The sequence below is a fragment of the Caulobacter sp. 10L414 genome (assembly GCF_056395525.1).
This window is the reverse complement of sequence record NZ_JBFTJR010000046.1, coordinates 24,741-43,354: the sequence shown is the minus strand read 5'-3', so window position 1 is coordinate 43,354 and position 18,614 is coordinate 24,741. Positions and strand designations below refer to the sequence as shown.

General features: G+C 69.4%; 11 protein-coding genes. 8 read left to right on the top strand and 3 right to left on the bottom strand.

The genetic code is table 11. From position 1 onward, the window contains the following. A partial coding sequence (locus AC1DCG_RS17910) for a hypothetical protein (RefSeq protein WP_477041591.1) occupies window positions 1-1,368 on the bottom strand: 1,368 nt, incomplete at its 3' end. Window positions 1,369-1,600: 232 nt separating this feature from the next. Here AC1DCG_RS17910 and AC1DCG_RS17905 point away from each other — a divergent pair. The 6 genes from AC1DCG_RS17905 (at window position 1,601) to AC1DCG_RS17880 (ending at window position 10,560) form a co-directional block, all read left to right on the top strand. Next, the gene (locus tag AC1DCG_RS17905) at window positions 1,601-4,039 is read left to right on the top strand and encodes a membrane-bound PQQ-dependent dehydrogenase, glucose/quinate/shikimate family (RefSeq protein WP_477030428.1); all 2,439 of its coding nucleotides are present in this window, start codon (window positions 1,601-1,603) and stop codon (window positions 4,037-4,039) included. Window positions 4,040-4,243: 204 nt separating this feature from the next. After that, on the top strand, window positions 4,244-6,586 hold the full coding sequence (locus AC1DCG_RS17900) for a TonB-dependent receptor (RefSeq protein WP_477041590.1): 2,343 nt from the start codon (window positions 4,244-4,246) through the stop codon (window positions 6,584-6,586). Window positions 6,587-6,718: 132 nt separating this feature from the next. After that, window positions 6,719-7,294 carry a shikimate kinase gene (locus AC1DCG_RS17895; protein WP_165258282.1) on the top strand — a complete coding sequence of 192 codons (576 nt, stop codon included), beginning with the start codon at window positions 6,719-6,721 and terminating at the stop codon, window positions 7,292-7,294. A gap of 4 nt (window positions 7,295-7,298) precedes the next feature. Beyond that, window positions 7,299-8,414 carry a 3-dehydroquinate synthase gene (gene aroB / locus AC1DCG_RS17890; protein ID WP_477030426.1) on the top strand — a complete coding sequence of 372 codons (1,116 nt, stop codon included), beginning with the start codon at window positions 7,299-7,301 and terminating at the stop codon, window positions 8,412-8,414. A gap of 149 nt (window positions 8,415-8,563) precedes the next feature. After that, window positions 8,564-10,186 carry an HWE histidine kinase domain-containing protein gene (locus AC1DCG_RS17885; protein WP_477041589.1) on the top strand — a complete coding sequence of 541 codons (1,623 nt, stop codon included), beginning with the start codon at window positions 8,564-8,566 and terminating at the stop codon, window positions 10,184-10,186. Window positions 10,187-10,191: 5 nt separating this feature from the next. After that, window positions 10,192-10,560: a response regulator gene (locus AC1DCG_RS17880; RefSeq protein ID WP_109099141.1), complete on the top strand. Its 369-nt coding sequence runs from the start codon at window positions 10,192-10,194 to the stop codon at window positions 10,558-10,560. Window positions 10,561-10,702: 142 nt separating this feature from the next. Here AC1DCG_RS17880 and AC1DCG_RS17875 read toward each other — a convergent pair whose 3' ends face one another. After that, window positions 10,703-13,867 (bottom strand): TonB-dependent receptor plug domain-containing protein, encoded by a 3,165-nt coding sequence (locus AC1DCG_RS17875; RefSeq protein ID WP_477030424.1) that lies wholly within the window; start codon window positions 13,865-13,867, stop codon window positions 10,703-10,705. A 364-nt stretch (window positions 13,868-14,231) separates the two neighbouring features. Here AC1DCG_RS17875 and AC1DCG_RS17870 point away from each other — a divergent pair, with 364 nt between their 5' ends. Further along, on the top strand, window positions 14,232-16,244 hold the full coding sequence (locus tag AC1DCG_RS17870) for an alpha/beta hydrolase family protein (RefSeq protein ID WP_477036824.1): 2,013 nt from the start codon (window positions 14,232-14,234) through the stop codon (window positions 16,242-16,244). A gap of 58 nt (window positions 16,245-16,302) precedes the next feature. On the opposite strand, the gene AC1DCG_RS17865 is transcribed toward AC1DCG_RS17870, so the two are convergent. After that, entirely contained in the window at window positions 16,303-16,875 is a 573-nt protein-coding gene (locus tag AC1DCG_RS17865) for a methylated-DNA--[protein]-cysteine S-methyltransferase (protein WP_477030422.1), read from the bottom strand. 79 nt (window positions 16,876-16,954) lie between these two features. Here AC1DCG_RS17865 and AC1DCG_RS17860 point away from each other — a divergent pair, with 79 nt between their 5' ends. Beyond that, a complete protein-coding gene (locus AC1DCG_RS17860) occupies window positions 16,955-18,604 on the top strand; it encodes an amidohydrolase (protein WP_477041588.1) in 1,650 nt (549 codons plus the stop codon). Window positions 18,605-18,614: the final 10 nt, after the last annotated feature.

Below are 18,614 nucleotides of genomic sequence, written 5' to 3'. Positions count from 1 at the left end.
GTTCAGGGCGGCGACGATGCGGGCGCGATCGGCGGCCGAGGGTCCGGCGACGCCGGCGTCGGCGGCGACCGACAGGGCCAGCACCGCGGTCTCGCCCTTGCGGCCGGCCGCGGCCGCCGCGTCCAGCAGCGCCAGGCGCGCGGCCGAAGCGTTCGACTTGCCGCCTTCGAAGCCGGCGAAGGTCGCACGGTCCTCGGGGCTCAGCGTCCCGCCCAGCGCCTGCAGCACCACGGCGGCCGGCTGGGCCGGCGACTTGGCCCCGCCGCTCGCGCCCAGTTCCACCAGCCGGTCCAGCGCCTGGTCGGTCGAGCCGCCCGAACTGGCGGCCAAGGCCGCGTCGAACAGCGCCAGGTCCTGGTTGCCGACGCCGGGGATGGCGTCGCCGGTCATCTTGCCCCGGATCGCCTGGGCGGTCTTGACGTCGCCCGCGGTCAGGGCCGCGCGCAGGAACAGGCCCGGATCGGTCAGCGGCGCGTCGGCGGCGACCATGGCCGCGATCAGCGGCGCGGCGGCGCGGGCGGCGGCGGCGAAGTCAGCCCCCGGCTTGGCCGACTTCAGGAACGCCCAGTCGGCGGCTTGCGCGGCGGCCAGATCCGCGGCCGGCGGCGCCAGCAGCGGCCGGGTGGCCGGCGTCGCGGTGGCCGCGGCGGCCTGGATGTCGAGCCCCAGCTTCTTCGACAGGGCGTAGTTGATCCCGGTGCGCAGGTTGGCGCCGCCCGTCGGCGCCGCGCCCGACAGCAGCGCCGGCATCAGCCGGGCGTAGTCGGCGTCCTTGCCCTGCTGCTGGGCCAGGTTGAAGGTCAGCTGGGCCTCGGCCGTCTGGCCGGCCCGCGCCTGGCAGAAGGCCCGCAGCCGCAGCCAGTAGCCCGTCCCGCGATCGGCGCTCAGCGCGTCGGCCACGGCGCAGGCGCGGTCGTCGTCGCCGGCGATCAGGTTGGCCTCGGCCGCGGCCATGGCCAGGGCGGCGTTCTGGTCCAGGCCCGGCGTGCGGTCCATAACCCGCTTGGCGCCGGCCGCCTCGCCCAGGGCGATCAGGGCCAAGGCCCGCGCCCCGCCCATCTCCGGGTCATCGCCCACGCCCGCCGGCGCCCGCGCCCCGGTGGCCAGCACCCGCCGCGCGAAGTCGGCGAAGGCCGGCGACAACGGCTTGGCCCCCAGCTTGGGCAGCGTCTCGCGCATCAGGCCCGGCGAGGCGTCCTTCCACAGGTCGCCCGGCAGGCCGGTGTCGGCGGCGGGGTTCGAGAACAGGTCCGGCGGCGCCAGCGTGCTGACGGCCACCGCGGGGTCCTGGGCGTGGGCCTGCGCCGCGACGGCGAGGACGGAAACGGCGGCGGCGAGCGCCAGCGGGGAACGCGAGGGAAAAGCCATGGTCCCTACTATGGCAAGGAAGCGCGGCAGGCAGAAGACGGCGCGGCGGCCGAACCGGGGCGCGAGCGCGTAACCCCGGTCGGCCATAAAAGCTTGCAGCCCGGCCGCGTTCGGGTTCACTGCCCGAACGTACAGCTTGCCTTTCGCGAGCTTGAGCCCGTGGGGGGCTCCATGCGCCCAGCCGGGCGGGAGTGGTCGAGCCGCGTCGATCATCCATGGGAGACCCCTCCGCATGCCCACCACCGTGTCCGCCGCTCGCACCGCCCTTGCCCCCCTGGCCCGCCTCTGGCTGGGACTGCTCGGGGCGGTCATCCTGGCCGCGGGCCTGTTCTTCCTGATCGGCGGCGGCAAGCTGCTGGCGCTGGGCGGCAGCCCCTACTTCCTGGCCGCCGGCGCGGCGCTGGCCGTGTCGGGCGCGCTGATCTTCCGGGCCAGGACCACGGGGGCGCTGCTGTTCGGCGCGGTCTTCGTGCTGACCATCGTCTGGGCGCTGTGGGAGACGGGCCCGTCGTTCTGGCCTCTGATCTCGCGCCTGCTGGCGCTGAGCGTCGGCGCGGCCGTGGTCGCCTTCTCCTATCCGCTGATGGCGCGGGCCAGCGGCAAGCCGCCGGCCCTGGTTCCGGCCCTGGCGACCGGCGCGGTGCTGGCCCTGGGCGCAGGCGCCGGCTTCACCGCCATGTTCTTTCCCCACCCCACCGTGGCCTTCACCGGCGCGGCCGCCGCCCTTGTCCCCGTCGATCCGGCCAGGGCCCAGAAGAACTGGGAGGCCTATGGCAACACCCCCGGCGCCAGCCGCTTCGTGGCGCTGGACGAGATCACCCGCGACAATGTGAAGGGCCTGAAGGTCGCCTGGACCTACCGCACCGGCGACGTCGCGGCCAGCGACGGCAACGGCGCCGAGGATCAGGACACCCCGCTGCAGGTGGGCGACACGGTCTATATCTGCACGCCGCACAACAACGTCGTCGCGCTGGACGCCGACACCGGCGCCGAGAAGTGGAAGGCCGTCGTCGACGCCCGCGCCTCGGTCTGGATGCGCTGCCGGGGCCTGGCCTATTTCGACGCCGGGGCGCCGCTGGTCCAGCCGACGGCCGCCGGCTCGACACCCGTCCCGGCCGCGACCGTGCCCGAAGGCGCGCCGTGCCGCCGCCGCATCCTGATGAACACCATCAACGCCGTGCTGATGGCCTTCGACGCCGACACCGGCAAAGCCTGCCAGGACTTCGGAACCGCTGGCCGCGTCGACCTGAAGGCCGGCCTCGGCGACGCGCCCGACCCGCAGTACCAGCTGACCGCCGCCCCGACCCTGGCCGGCACGACCGTCGTCGTCGGCGGCCGCATCGCCGACAACGTCCAGGTCGACATGCCCGGCGGCGTGGTGCGCGGCTTCGACGTGATCACCGGCGCCCTGCGCTGGGCCTTCGATCCGGGCGACCCGTCGATCACCGGCACCCCGCCGGCCGGCAAGACCTACGCCCGCTCGACCCCCAATGTCTGGTCGTCGATGTCGTACGACGCCGCCTCCAACACCGTGTTCATGCCGGTGGGCAGCGCCTCGGTCGATCTCTACGGCAAGACCCGCAGCGCGCTCGACCACCGCTACGGCGCCTCGATGCTGGCGCTGGACGCCACGACGGGCCGCGAGAAGTGGGTGTTCCAGACCGTCCGCAACGACCTGTGGGACTTCGACGTGCCGATGCAGCCCAGCTTCATCGACTTCCCCAAGGCCGGCGGCGGCAGCGTTCCGGCCCTGGTCTTCGGCACCAAGGCCGGCCAGCTCTACGTGCTCGACCGCGCCACGGGCCAGCCCCTGACCAAGGTCGAGAACGTGCCGGTCAAGGCCGCCGACATCCCCGGCGAGCCCTACGCCCTGACCCAGCCCCGCTCGACCGGCATGCCGCAGATCGGGGCCCAGACCCTGACCGAGGCCGACATGTGGGGCGCCACGCCCTTCGACCAGCTGCTGTGCCGCATCGCCTTCAAGGGCATGCGCTACGAGGGACTCTACACCGCCCCCGGCACGGACAAGTCGCTGAGCTTCCCCGGCTCCCTGGGCGGCATGAACTGGGGCGGCCTGTCGACCGACCCGACCACCAACACCCTCTTCGTCAACGACATGCGCCTTGGCCTTTGGGTGCGGATGATCCCGCAGGACACCAGCAAGGTCGCAGCCTCGGGCGGCGGCGAGGCGGTCAACACCGGCATGGGCGCCGTGCCGCTGAAAGGCACGCCCTATTCGGTCGACAAGAACCGCTTCCTGTCGGTGCTGGGCATCCCCTGCCAGGCCCCGCCCTACGGCACGATGACCGCCGTCGACATGACGACCCGGAAGATCAAGTGGCAGGTGCCGGTCGGCACGGTGCGCGACACCGGCCCCCTGGGGATCAAGATGGGCCTGCCCATGCCAATCGGCCTGCCCACCCTGGGCGGCAGCCTGGCCACGCAGGGCGGCCTCGTCTTCTTCGCCGGCACGCAGGACTACTACCTGCGGGCCTTCGACTCGGCGACGGGCAAGGAGGTCTGGAAGGCCCGCCTGCCCGTAGGCAGCCAGGGCGGCCCGATGAGCTACCGCTCGCCCAGGACCGGCAAGCAGTACGTGGTGATCACCGCCGGCGGCGCGCGCCAGTCGCCCGACCGCGGCGACTACGTCATCGCCTACGCCCTGAAGTAGGCACGCCCCGGGGCGCCCGCTCCCCGCACCATAGTTGTCGTTCGTCGAATGCTCGGACCTCGACGGACGACAACGGCGCGACGGGCGCCGAATGCTGTTGCGGAAAAACTGTCATCAACCTGTGAAATAGACGCGGCGCTGAAAACAAACGGCGCCGTGGGTAACAGTTCCCTGTGGCGTTTCCGTCTCGGGGGATGCCTTAAGATGCTGCAACGGTCCGCCAGCGCGATCGCGATCGCCGCCTGCCTCATGATCGCCGCCCAGGCCAACGCGGCCGACACCGCCGCGACGACCTCGACCGCGGCCGCCGAAGAGCTCGACGGCGTCGTCGTGGTCGGCAGCGGCCAGACCCGCTCGGTCTCGACCCTCACGCCGGCCAGCCTCGAAGTGCTGCCCCCGGGCACGAGCGTGCAGAAGGCCCTGAACTTCCTGCCGGGCGTCAGCGCCCAGTCGATCGACGCCCTGGGCGTCAACGAGCAGTCGCTGTCGCTGCAGGTGCGCGGCTTCAACACCACCCACCTCGGCTACACGCTGGACGGCATGCCGCTCGGCGACGGCGCCTACAACAACTACAACGGCCTGACGATCAGCCGCGCGCTGATCTCCGAGAACCTCGGCCGCGCGGATCTGGCCACCGGCATCGCCGGCCTGTCGATCCCCTCGACCAGCAACCTCGGCGGCGCGCTGATCTACGTCTCGGCCGATCCCAAGAAAGAGATGGGCCTGTCGCTCAGCCAGAGCTACGGCAGCGAAGACACCTGGCGCACCTTCGCGCGCTTCGACACCGGCGAGCACAACGGCTGGTCGGCCTACCTGTCGGGCCACTACGCCCAGCAGGACCTGTTCGTGAACCAGCCGGTCTACAACAAGTCGACCGGCAAGCAGTTCAACGGCAAGCTGACCTACAAGGGCGAGCGCGGCCAGGTGACGGCCTTCGCCGACATCTCGCGCACCAACCAGGCCGACGACGCCTATCTGTCGAAGGATATGCTGGGTCGCCTGGGCTGGGACTGGGGCGGCTACGCGCCCGACTGGAACGCCTACGTGTCGCGCGCCGCCTGTTCGGTGGCCTCGCTGGCTTCCAAGTGCGTGACCTCGACGGCGCCGGAAAAGCTCAGCGACGTCACCTTCACCAACGGCCAGATCCTGCGCAACGACGACCTGTTCTACATCGCGGCCGACTTCGACATCACCCCGACGCTCAAGGCCCACGGCCAAGTCTACAAGCACGAGAACAAGGGCGCGGGGAACAACTTCATCACCGGCCTGTCCAACCAGGGCACGGCGTCGACGGCCGACGACCTGCCGGTGCAGATCCGCGACACCCGCTACACCATCGACCGTGACGGCGTGATCGCGAGCCTGGCCTGGACCGCCGGCTTCAACCATCTGCAGGCCGGCCTCTGGCTGGAGCAGAACACCAGCAGCGCCGCCCGCTACATCTGGACCAACGTCACCGGCCCGTTCAGCCTGGCGCAGTACCTGAAGGGCCGTCCCGACACCGCCCAGTGGGTGCAGAAGACCGACTGGACCACCCAGCAGTTCTACGTGCAGGACACCATCACCCTGCTGGACGACGCTCTCAGCATCGACTTCGGCTTCAAGAGCACCAACGCCAAGTCGACAGCCACGGCCCTGCCCGGTATCGCCAAGGCGCCGGCGGCGGCCTCGACCCAGTTCGCCAGCGGCTCGCTGAAGGCGTCCGACAGCTTCCTGCCCGAAGCCGGCGCGCGCTGGCGCATCGCGCCCGGCCACGAAGTGTTCGCCAGCTACGCCGAGAACATGGCCATGTTCCAGGGCGGCTTCAAACTGGGCCCGCAGTCGGTCAGCCAGGCCGTCTGGGACGCCCAGGGCAAGTACCTGGAGCCGGAGACCTCCAAGAGCTTCGACGCCGGCTACCGCTATGTGGGTGAAACCCTGCAGGTCTCGATCTCGGCCTATGAGGTCGATTTCGACAACCGCCTGCTGCAGTACAACCCCTGCCCGACCAACCAGCAGCAGAACCCCGGCTGCGGCAACTCCTTCCACAACGCCGGCAGCGTCACCAGCAAGGGCGCCGAGCTTGGCGTGCTGTGGAAGCCGCTGTCGTGGCTGAACTGGTACAACTCGGCCTCGTACAACAAGTCGACCTATGACGAAGACCTGAACTGGTGCTCGGGCGCGACCTGCGTGATCAAGAAGACGGCCGGCAAGCAGCAGGTCGACACGCCCAAGGAGATGTTCGCCAGCGTGGTCAGCGTCAAGCGCGGCCCGTTCTCGGCCTCGCTGCAGGGCAAGTACACCGGCCGTCGCTACTACACCTACACCAACGACCAGAGCTTCGGCGGCTACACCACCTTCGACCTGGGCCTGGCCTACCGGTTCGACCAGGTCGGCGTCATGAAGGGCGCCAAGGCCTCGCTGAACATCACCAACCTGACCGACAAGCGCTACGCGTCGAACTTCGACAGCAGCGTGTTCGCGCCCGACGACGCGACCGGCTCCATCCTGGTGTTCCATTCCTCGGCGCCGCGGCAGATCTTCGCCACCATCGGCTTCGACTTCTAAGGACGGAAGCCTGCGCCTCCCCGCCGTCGCGGGCGGGGAGGCTCTTTCACGAAACATGGCGCCCGCCCCAGGAATAAGCGGAACCCAGGGCGTGGCGGCGGGGGCGCGGGTCGTGTATCGGGGGAACCGACCATGACCGCCGATCTCGTTCCGCCCCGCTATCCAGACCTCCGTGACCGGACCATCGTGCTGGTCGGGCTGATGGGCGTTGGCAAGTCCAGCGTCGGGCGCCGCCTGGCCAACACCCTCGACCTGCCGTTCCGCGACGCCGACAACGAGGTCGAGCGCGCCGCCGGCCGCTCGATCCCCGAGATCTTCGCCGAGATGGGCGAGGAAGCCTTCCGCGACGGCGAGCGCCGGGTCATCGCCCGCCTGCTGGACGAGCCGCCGCACGTGCTGGCCACCGGCGGCGGCGCCTTCGTCAACGCCGAGACCCGCGCCCTGATCAAGGACAAGGCCATCGCCGTCTGGCTGAAGGCGGACCTGGAGCTTCTGGCTCGCCGCGTCGGCCGCAAGGACGGCCGGCCGCTGCTGAAGAACCGCGACCCGATGGATGTCCTGCGCGAGCAGGCCGTGACCCGCTACCCCGCCTACGGCGAGGCCCACCTGACCGTCGAGACCGGCGACACGCCCCACATGGTGGCCGTCGAGGCCGTCATCGCCGCCCTGCAGGGCCGCCTCGCCGCCGCGTCCGCTACCGGAGAGTAAGACCGTGATCAGCACCGTTCCCGTGGGCCTGGGCGATCGCGCCTACGACGTCGTCATCGGCACGGGCCTGATCGACAAGGCCGGCGAGCACGTCCTGCCGTTCCTGGCCAAGCGCAAGCGCTGCGCCGTGGTCACCGACGCCAATGTCGGCGAGCACCATGTCGAGCGCCTGTCGGTGTCGCTGGAGAAGGCCGGCGCCTCGGTCGACGTCATCGTGCTGCCGCCGGGCGAGGAGACCAAGAGCTTCGAGGGCCTGGCGCACCTGTCGGACCAGTTGCTGGCGCTGGGCCTGGAGCGCGGCGACATGATCGTGGCCTTCGGCGGCGGCGTGATCGGCGACCTCGCCGGCTTCGCCGCGGCGATCTTCAAGCGCGGTGTCGACTTCATCCAGATCCCGACCTCGCTGCTGGCCCAGGTCGACAGCTCGGTCGGCGGCAAGACCGCCATCGACACCCCGCGCGGCAAGAACCTGATCGGCGCCTTCCACCAGCCGCGCCTCGTCCTGGCCGACCTCGACGTGCTGGCCACCCTGCCCGCCCGCGAGCTGGCCTGCGGCTATGCCGAGGTCATCAAGTACGGGCTGCTGGGCGACTTCGACTTCTTCGAATGGCTGGAAAAGAACGTCCACGCCGTGCTCGAGCGCGACACCCTGGCCCTGGTCCGCGCCGTCGGCCGCAGCGTCGAGATGAAGGCCGAGATCGTCGCCGAGGACGAGAAGGAGGCCGGCCGCCGCGCGCTCCTGAATCTCGGCCACACCTTCGGCCACGCCATCGAGGCCGAGATGGGTTTCGGCGACGCGCTCAAGCACGGCGAGGCCGTCGGCGTGGGCATGGCCCAGGCCTTCCGCTTCTCGGCCGCCCAGGGTTTGTGCCCCGCGCAGGACGCCGTCCGCGCCGTGGCCGCCATCAAGGCCGCCGGCCTGCCGACCACCCTGGCCGAGGTGCGCAGCCAGCCCTTCGGCGCCGACGCCCTGATCGCCCACATGGGCCAGGACAAGAAGGCCGAGGGCGGCGCCCTGACCTTCGTGCTGGTGCGCGCCATCGGCGATGCGTTCGTGGCCAAGGGCGTCGATCCGGCCCCGCTGCGCGCCTTCCTGGTGAGCGAGGGCGCGGCGGGCTGAGACCCGTCGCCGCCCAGCGAGACAGGCGTTTCATGTCTCCGCTTCCCTAAAGGCCAAGCTTGTTTACGATCGAGCGGAACCGGTCCGCATCCGGCGCGTTGACGACGACGCGCCGTGTTGTCGGCGCAGGGGTCTAGGGGGGAGCCTAGGTGACCGTTTTGGAGGCCGACGCGGTGTCAGCGACGGAGGAGATTGCCGATCTCCGCCGACGGCTGGCCGAAGCGCAGGCCGCTCATGCCGACGAGGTGCGCCGCAACCACGCGTTCAKCCGCATCGCCGCGGCCATCGGCGCGCACCAGAGCCTGGGCGAGACCGTCCAGGCGGTTATCGACGGCGGCGTAGAGCTGATCGGCGCCCAGTTCGGGGCGTTCTTCTACAACGTCGTCGACGAGGACGGCGAAAGCTACATGCTCTACGGCCTGGCCGGGGCGCCGCCCGAGGCGTTCGCCGACTTTCCGATGCCCCGCAAGACGGCGATCTTCGCCCCCACCTTCGACGGCGTGGGCGTGGTGCGGTCCGACGACATCCTGACCGATCCCCGCTATGGCCAGAACGCGCCGCGCAAGGGCATGCCCGAGGGCCACCTGCCCGTGCGCAGCTACCTGGCCTCGCCGGTCAAGACGGTCGACGGCCTGGTGCTGGGCGGCCTGTTCTTCGGCCATCGCGAAACCGGCAAGTTCGACGCCCGCGCCGAAACCCTGATCATCGGCCTGGCCGCCCAGGCCGCCGTCGCCATCGAGCGCAGCCGCGCCGGCGAGGCCGGCCACCGCGAGCTGACCGAACGCCGCCGCACCGAGGAGCGCCTGAAGTTCGCCCTCGATTCCGGCCGCCTGGGCTCGTGGGAGCTGGACGTCGAGACCCGCGCCTACGAGGCCTCCGACATCTGCAAGTCGAACTATGGACGCAAGCCCGACCAAACCTTCGGCTTCGACGACCTGGTGGCCACCATCCACGCCAGCGACCGCGAGCGGATGCTGGCGGCGATGGACGAGGCCATCCGCACCGGCGGCGACTACGACATCGAGTACCGCGTGGTGATCCCCAGCGGCGAGACGCGCTGGGTGCACGCCCGCGGCCGCGCCGCCGTGCGCGACGAGACGCCGGTGATCGGCGGAAGCGTGCGGCGCATGGCCGGGGTGTCGCTGGACGTCACCGAGCGCAAGCGCGCCGAGGAGCGCCAGCGCCTGCTGCTCAACGAACTGAACCACCGCGTGAAGAACACCCTGGTCACCGTCCAGTCGATGGCCGCCCAGACCCTGCGCGCCGCCGACGACCTGCCCGCCTTCCGCGAGGCCTTCGAGGCCCGGCTGATCGCCCTGTCGCAGACCCACAACCTGCTGACCGAACAGAACTGGGAAAGCGCCAGCCTGCGCGAGATCGTCGACGCCGAGCTGGAGGCCTTCGCCGGCCGCGAGCGCCTGGATTTCGACTACGCCCGCGACCTGCGGCTGAACCCCAAGGCCACCGTGGCCATCGGCATGGCCGTGCACGAACTGGCCACCAACGCGGCCAAGTACGGCGCCTTGTCGAACCCGGAGGGCCGGGTCACCGTGGCCTGGTCGATCGAGCCGCCGGAAGCCCCTGGCCGCCTCGTCCTGCGCTGGACCGAGCGCGACGGCCCGACCGTCACCCCGCCGAGCCGTCGCGGCTTCGGCGCCCGCCTTCTCGAAAAGGGCCTCGCCGGCGAGTTGTCCGGCGTGGTCCGTCTCGCCTATGATCAATCAGGCTTGGTCTGCGCCATGACGCTGCCCCTCGCCGCCCTGGAGCCGTGAAACAGATGAAGACCCTCGCCGCCCTGAAGGTACTGGTGGTCGAAGACGAGGCCCTCGTCTCGATGCTGGTCGAGGACATGCTCGGCGATCTCGGCTGCGAGGTCGTGGGTCCCGCCGCCGAGATCGAGGAGGCCCTGCGCCTGGCCGGCTCGGCCGAGATCGACGCGGCCCTGCTCGACGTCAACCTGGGCGGCCGCCCGATCTTCCCCGTCGCCGACGCCCTGAAGGCGCGCGGCGTGCCCTTCGCCTTCGCCAGCGGCTATGGCGAGGCGGGCCTGACCGAACCGCACAAGGGCTCGCCGGTGCTGCAGAAGCCGTTCCGCGAAGCCGACCTGCGCCGCGTGCTCGAAGGCCTCGCCGCCCAGGTCGCCTGAGGCCTCCTCATCCTCTGAGAAACGAAGAACGGGCGGCCTTGCGGCGCGCCCGTTTTTTTATGCCCGTTCGCCGGCCCGGCGCGCACGAAAAAGGGCGGCGGAGAAACTCCGCCGCCCTCGATCGAGCTAGCTCGCGTCGGGATTAGAAGGTCTTGGTGACCGAAATCCAGCCGCGACGGCCCAGCAGGTCGTAGAGGTTCAGAGCCGCGGTGCCCTTGCGGTACAGACCGCTGCCGGCAAGCGGCGCTTCCTCGCCGAACAGGTTCTGGATACCAGCGCGGAAGGTCCAGTCGTCCTTGCGGCGGGTGATCGAGATGTTGTGGTAGGCCGTGAACTCGTTATACAGCTTACGGTAGATCGGCTGGCTGTTCACCACCAGCGAACCCGGGGTCGCCAGGGCGCCCGAAGTGTTGCGGAACGACGAGCAGGCTCCCACTTGCGGCGTCGAGGTGCCACCCGGAGGCGGGGTCGGGGTGAACGTGCAGGTCACGTTGTACGTGGCGTTGGTCGAGGCCAGGTCGGTGCCCAGCACTTCGGTGTCCGAAGCCTTGCCGTACATGTCGACGCCCCAGGCCAGGGTCCAGTCGCCGCGCTCGAAGCGGACGTTGACGCCGCCCGTGAAGTCCGGCTCGGTGGTCGAACCGTTGTAGTCTTCGGCGTCAGCCGCGCCCAGGAGCTCGGTGGTGTCCTCGAGCTGCCAGGTGAACTGGCCGTCGATGATCATCCGGGTCTCGCCGAACTCGTGCTGGTAGCGCACGTTCATGTCGATGCCGCGGTTCTTCTGCGCCGCCACGTTCACGTAGGAGTTGTCGACCTGCGTGACGCCGTAGTTGGTGGCCGACGGCGTGTTGGTGCGGGTGAACAGCGAGCAGTACGGGTTGTTCGGGAAGTCGGTGCGGCTGTAGCACTGGTACAGGATGTTGGCCGCGCCGAAGGTGCGGATTTCGTCCTTCACGTCGTACTCGAAGTAGTCGACCGCAACGCTCAGGTCGATGAACGACGGCGTCCAGATCACGCCGACCATCGAAGCGTCGGAGGTTTCCGGCTTCAGGACGTCACGACCACCGCCGGTCAGCACCAGGGCCGACGGAACGCCGGTGCCGGTGTAGTTTTCCGGAATGCTGGTGCCAGCCGGCAGACCCGGGTGGTTGGTGCCGGCGCAGTTGGCGCGGATGACCGGGTTTTCGTTGTTCTGGTAGTTCACGCAGGGGTCGATCGCCTGGCTTTGGAAGGCCGTGCGAGCGCCGATGAACTGTTCGAACAGCGCCGGGGCGCGGAACGAGGTGCCGTAGCTGCCGCGCAGGCGCAGGGCCGGCACGATCTGCCAGTTCACGCCGACCTTGTAGGTCTCGCTCTGACCGTACGACTCGTAGTCCGAGATGCGGCCCGACAGGTTGACGTTCAGGCTCTGGACCAGCGGCAGCGACTTGAACACCGGGATGTCCAGTTCGCCGTAGGCTTCGCGGACGGTGTCCGAGCCCTTAGTGATGCCGGCCGTGGTGTAGTTGTACATGTTACGAGCCAGGGCGTTTTCGCCCGGGTTGTCGTTGATCTCGTCCTTGCGCCAGGACACGCCGAAGGCCGCGCCCAGCGGGCCGGCCGGCAGGGTGAACAGGTCGCCCGTGATCGAGACTTCCGCCGTCGTCTGGGTGTACTCGGTGGTGCCGCGGTTCCAGCCGAACAGGAACGCGCGCTCCTGGTCGTTGAACTGGCCCGAGACGACGCGCTGCGAGGTCCAGGGGATGCCGGCGCCGCCGTTCAGGTTGGCGCAGCTGAAGCCCGACTTGTTGCCGATGAAGGCCGGGTTGTTGGTGCAGGCGCTGGCGCCCGACACGGCCGTCAGACGGTCGGTGTAGATGAACTGGTTGTTGTATTCGCCGTCCGACTTGGCGCGTTGGACGTAGGCGTCCCAGTGCCAGCCGCCGAGCACCGGCAGTTCGGGCAGTTCGCCCTTGATGCCGATCACGCCGCGCAGGTAGTCGACGTTCTGGTTGGCGAACAGGGTGCGGGCGATGAACACGCTGGTGGTGTAGCCGAAGGGCGTGCCGTTCGGAGCCACGTTGTTCGGGTTCGAGGCCAGCAGGCCGCCCGTGGTCGAGCCCAGGATGCCGTTGTTGGTGCTGGTGACCGTGGCCGGGCCGACGTTCGAGATCTGGTTCGTCTCGGTCTCACGACGCGAGTACATGAACTCGCCGTAGACTTCGGTCTTCGAGGTCAGGTCGAAGCCGCCGGTCAGGAACACGCCGTAACGGGTCATCGGGTTGATGACCTGCTCCTGCGCGTAGAGCGGGGTGTCGAGATAGGTGTCGGCGTTGCGGTAGGTGGTCGGATAGCCGGCGCGGTTCACGCGGGCCATGCCGGCGTACGGCGAGTCGTTGCCGTACTGGGCGGTGCCGTAGTCACGACCCGGCTGGGCGTAGACCAGAACGCGGTTGTTGACGTTGTCGACGACCTGGATGGCGTTGTTGGTGATGTTGCTGCAGAGGTACGAACCGTCGTGCAGGCGCTGGTCGAGGCGGTCGCCGTTGGTCGGGTCGAAGTAGACGTTCTGCGTGCAGCCCAGGTTGTCGCGGTCGCCGCGGGTCAGCGGGTTGCGCTTGTAGTAGTCGCCCGAGATGCCGATGTAGCCGCGGTCGAAGGTCTTGCCCCAGTTGCCGTTGACCTGGAAGCGCTCGCCGCCGCTCTCGAAGGGCTGGTTGCCGTAGACCGTGATGGCGCCGCCATCGACGTTGTCCTTGGTGATGATGTTGACCACGCCGGCGACGGCGTCCGAGCCGTAGACCGACGAAGCGCCGTCCTTCAGGATTTCCTGACGGGCGATGATCGACTGCGGGATCACGGCGAGGTCGACGGGGCCGATGGCGCCCGAGACGCCGGCCGGGCCGACGCGACGGCCGTTCAGCAACACCAGCGTGCGGTTAGCCCCCAGGCCGCGCAGCGAGATGTAGTTGGCGCCCGAGGTGACCTGCTCCTGGCCGTAGGCCAGCGTGCCGATCAGCTGGCTGTTCACCTGGAACGAACCCGAGGCGACCGACGACTGTTGCAGAACTTCCGCAGTATCGATCAGGCCTTCGAGGGTCGCTTGCTCCGAGGTGATGACCTGGATCGGCGAAGCCGAGGTGTACTCGTTGCGACGGATGCGCGAGCCGGTGACGATCAGCTCTTCGACTTCGCTGCCGTCTTCCTTGCTGGCGGTCTGGGTCGCCGGCTGGTTCGGCTTGGCAGGAGAGGTCTGGGCGAACGCCACGGAAGCGCTGGCCAGACCGATGAGGACTGTCGTCCCCAACAGAACGTTACGATTAAGCATCAAGAATTTCCCCCGGGGCGTCTCATAGCGGAATCGCCGTCCCCGATTGCGGCGCGCTAGGGCGCAGCCATGCCGCGCAGCCGGAAACCTAAAAGACGAGTTTGCGACGGCACAACCCGCATTGCGTAACCTACGGCAATCGGGGCCAAGCAGTTACAATTTGGACACAGTTTTGCCCCCGACGTGTCCGCGCGCTCAAAAAGTTTGCGAATGGCGTTCGAGGAACCCTAGTCTCCCCTCGGGGCGCAGGGGGAAGCAAGTTGCCCGGTAATAGCGAAAGCGAGCACGGCGCGAGCGGATTCGTGCCGCGCCCGCGCACATCGCGATCGCCCCTGCGGCAACGAGTAATGAGCATGAGGACCAAGTGACGCCACAATTTCGCAAGCTTTGCCTGGCGGCCGCCGTCAGCTTGATGGCGCTGTCGGGGCCGGCGCTCGCCCATGCCGCGGCCAAGCCGCCGAGCGCGCGAGTCCTGACCCAGCGACCGACCTATTCCAACGTCAGCGTGTCGCCGGACGGCAAGCACATCGTCGCCATCGTGTCCGAGGACGGCAAGGCCAGCTTCGTCGCCGTGTGGGACACCGGCGCCATGGACAAGCAGCCGGTGATGATGGGCGCCGAGGAAGGCTCCACCCTGATGGGCGCCTCGTTCATCAAGAACGACCGCATCCTGATCACCATGCAGAAGCCGTGGACCTTCGGCTCGTACAAGACCCACATCCGCCGCAGCCGCATCACCGACTTCGAGCCGACCCGCGGCGCCAAGAAGATGCTCGACCTGGCCGGCAAGGACGATCCGTCCGTTCGCGCCAGCATCGTCAGCCGCCTGCCGCTCGATCCGCGCAACATCCTCGTCAACGTCGAGGGCGACTACTTCAAGATGGACGTCTACACGGGCGCCCAGGAACGCGTGTACCGCGGCTCGGAAAAGTACGGCTACACCTTCGACTCCAACGGCGAGGTGCGTCTGCGCCGCTCGGTCGATTTCGAGAACGGCCAGATCTACTTCCTGATCGAGCTGAAGAACCCCAAGACCGGCGAGTTCGAGCCCCACTTCAAGTACTTCGGTAAGGACCGCGATCCGGTCGAGGTCGTGGGCTACTCCAAGGATCCCAACATCGTCTACATCTCGGCCTCGCAGGGCCAGGACAAGGTCGGGATCTACACCTACGACATCGCCCAGAAGAAGATCCTGGAGCCGCTGTTCCAGCACAAGATGTTCGAGTCGACCGGCGTCATCCAGTCGATGGCCAAGGACGACTATCTCGACATCGTCGGCTACAGCTACGACGCCGAGCGCACCAACGAGTACTGGGAAAAGGGCTCGGCCCGCGGGGCCCAGCTGGACAGCCTGAACAAGGCGATCCGCGGCCTGACCGGCTCCAAGACCACCCGCGTGCCGTGGATCGACCCGGCTTCGGGCGATCAGGCCAACGTCTCGGTCGTCGACGGCGCGGCCACCGACATCCAGGCCTGGTCCGACGACATGAAGGTGGTCATCGCCGTCAAGTCGGGCCCCAAGCAGCCGCCGGAGTTCTATCTGATCAAGGACGGCAAGTCGTCGCTGTTCGGCAAGAGCCGCGCCTCGATCGACGTCGCCTCGCTGGGCGACACGCGCCTGGTGCAGTACGCCGCGCGTGACGGCCTGCGCATCCCCGGCATCCTGACCACCCCGCCGGCCAGCTTCGGGACCGGTCCGTTCCCGACCATCATCCTGCCCCACGGCGGCCCCTGGGCCCGCGACCACATGGAGTGGGACGTCTCCGGCTGGACCCAGTACTTCGCCTCGCGCGGCTACGCCGTGCTGCAACCCCAGTTCCGCGGCTCGATGGGCTGGGGCCGCAAGCTCTGGACCGCCGGCGACAGCGAGTGGGGCCAGAAGATGCAGGACGACAAGGACGACGGCGCCAAGTGGCTGATCGACGAGAAGATCGCCGATCCCAAGCGCATCGCCATGTTCGGCTATTCCTACGGCGGCTACGCGGCGCTGGCCGCCACCATCCGTCCGAACGGCCTTTATCAGTGCGCGGTGTCGGGCGCCGGCGGCAGCCTGGCCGACATGAAGAAGGCCACGGCCGAAAGCCGCCTGCTGCGTGAGTTCCAGCGTCCGTTCGTGGGCGGCCTCGACGCCATCCAGGCCGCCGGCGAGGCCAAGATCCCGATCTTCCTCTATCACGGCGACCGCGACACGATCGTCGACATCAAGGACTCGCTGCGCTTCATCAACGGCCTCAAGGCGGCCGGCAAGCCGTACAAGTGGCTCGAGATCAAGGACATGGGCCACGGCTACGCGACCATGACCCCCGACATGATGGAGACCCAACTGGTCGAGATCGAAAAGTTCTTCCAGAACGAGTGCAAGCCCGGCGGCCTCTAGCCCCCGGCGGCGAAAGCGAAGGGCGGCCCGCAAGGGCCGCCCTTTTTCGTTCGCGAGATCAGCGCCCCTTGGGCGGCGCCACCGAGAAGTCCATGTCGAACAGCGTGGGAACGTCGCTGATCCTGGCCCGCTCGATGGTCAGCAGCCGGGCCTTGGTCGACGCGCCGCCGTCGGCGCTGAAACCGCCCATCTTGCCGTCGGCGCCCAGCACCCGGTGGCAGGGCACGACGATCGGCCAGGGGTTCTCGCCCAGGGCCTTGCCCACCGCCCGCATGGCGCCGGGCTCGCCCATCGCCTTGGCCACCTGGCCGTAGGTCGAGGTCTCGCCGGGGCGGATGGCCCGGGCGATCTCGTAGACCCGGCGGTTGAAGGGCTGGACCACGGTCAGGTCCAGCGCCACGTCCGACAGGTCGTCGCGCCCGCCGGCTAAGAGGTCGATGATGCGGTCGGCCGCCTCGTCCACCTCCGACGGCGGCGCGGTCTCGACGGCGTCGGGATAGCGCTTGCGCAGCCGCGCCCAGGCCGCCCCGGGCGCGCTCTCGGGCAACTGCACGCCGATCAGTCCGGCCGCGCCCCACGCCAGGCCGCAGCGACCGATCGCCGTCTCGAAAAGCATGAAGCCCTGTCCCATCGCTTAACAGATTAACACCGCTGTTGCCGGACGCGAGGGCCGCCCTCTACCTTTCCACGCCGAAGTTCGGAGATAGCCCTTGCGCCGCACCGCCCTGCTCGCCGCCGCCCTCACCCTCGCCGCCGGTCCGGCCCTGGCCGGCGACATCCTGGTCCACGGCGGGCCGATCCACACCGGCGTCGCCGGCGCGCCCGCCGCCGAGGCGGTGCTGATCCGCGACAGGACCATCGCCTTCGTCGGCCCGCTGGCCGCGGCTCGCGCCAAGGCCGCCAGGGACGTCCGCGACATCGACCTCAAGGGCGGCGCGGCCTATCCCGGCTTCGTCGACGCCCATGCCCACCTGACCGGCATCGGCCTGCGCGAGCTGACCCTCAATCTCGACAAGACCGACTCCGTCGAGGCCCTGGTCGCCGCCGTCCGCGACTACGCCGCGGCCCATCCGGGCGACGCGCCCATCGCCGGGCGCGGCTGGATCGAGACCCACTGGCCCGAGAAGCGCTTTCCCACCCGCGCCGACCTCGACCGCGCGGCGCCGGGCCGGATCATCGTGCTGGGCCGCGCCGACRGCCACGCCGTGGTCGCCTCCAGCGCCGCCCTGGCCAAGGCCGGCCTGACCCGCGACACCCAGGCCCCGGCCGGCGGCCAGATCCTCAAGGACGACAAGGGCGAGCCGACCGGCATGCTGGTCGACCACGCCCAGGCCCTGGTCGAGACCGTGATCCCGCCGCCCTCGCCGGCCCTCAAGCGCCAGGCGCTGGAGACGGCCGGCCAGCTCTACGCCGGGCGCGGCTGGACGGGTCTTGGCAATATGAGCGTCGAGGCGGCCGATCTCGACCAGCTGCGCCAGCTGGCCGCCGAAGGCCGCTTCTCCCTGCGAGTCGACAACTACATGGACCCGTCGAGCGCCGCCGAGGTGCTGAAGACCGGCCCCAGCGCCGACCCGACCGGCCTGATCCGCCTGCGCGGGATCAAGCTCTACATGGACGGCGCCCTGGGCTCGCGCGGGGCGGCGCTGCTGTCGCCCTACAGCGACGCCGAGGGCCTGGGCCTGGTGCTCACCGAGCACGGCCAGGGCCTGGCCCTGATGCAGAAGGCCAAGGCGGTGAACGCCCAGGTCGCCATGCACGCCATCGGCGATCGCGGCAACCGCATGGTGCTGGACTGGTTTGGCGAGACGCTCGCCAAACAGGATGGGAGCTCCGACGCCGGCCGCCGCTGGCGCATCGAGCACGCCCAGGTCGTCGACGCCGCCGACCTGCCGCGCTTTTCGAAGATGGGCGTGGTGGCCTCTATGCAGCCCAGCCACGCCATCGGCGATCTCTATTTCGCGCCCGCACGCCTGGGCAAGGACCGGCTGAAGGGCGCCTACGCCTGGGCCGACATGCTGAAGAGCGGCGCGGTCGTGGCCGCCGGTTCGGACGCGCCCGTCGAGGTCGGCGATCCGCGCATCGAGTTCTACGCCGCTGTCGCCCGCAAGAGCCTGACCGGCTTCTCCAACGCCGACTGGCATCCCGAAGAGGCCGTCACCCGCGAGCAGGCCCTGCGCATGCTGACCTGGGCGCCGGCCTACGCCGCCTTCGCCGACAAGGACCGCGGCACGCTGGAGCCCGGCAAGGCCGCCGACCTCACCGCCTTCGACCGCGACCTGATGACCGTGCCCGAGGCCGAAATCCTCAAAGCCCAGCCGATCCTGACCGTGGTCGACGGCAAGGTGGCGTTCGAGCGGTAGGGGCGGCTAC

Coding starts and splice junctions, on each gene's coding strand:
- AC1DCG_RS17905 (WP_477030428.1), top strand. CDS start 1,601: ATGCCCACCACCGTGTCCGCCGCTCGCACCGCCCTTGCCCCCCTGGCC.
- AC1DCG_RS17900 (WP_477041590.1), top strand. CDS start 4,244: ATGCTGCAACGGTCCGCCAGCGCGATCGCGATCGCCGCCTGCCTCATG.
- AC1DCG_RS17895 (WP_165258282.1), top strand. CDS start 6,719: ATGACCGCCGATCTCGTTCCGCCCCGCTATCCAGACCTCCGTGACCGG.
- AC1DCG_RS17880 (WP_109099141.1), top strand. CDS start 10,192: ATGAAGACCCTCGCCGCCCTGAAGGTACTGGTGGTCGAAGACGAGGCC.
- AC1DCG_RS17875 (WP_477030424.1), bottom strand. CDS start 13,867: ATGCTTAATCGTAACGTTCTGTTGGGGACGACAGTCCTCATCGGTCTG.
- AC1DCG_RS17865 (WP_477030422.1), bottom strand. CDS start 16,875: ATGGGACAGGGCTTCATGCTTTTCGAGACGGCGATCGGTCGCTGCGGC.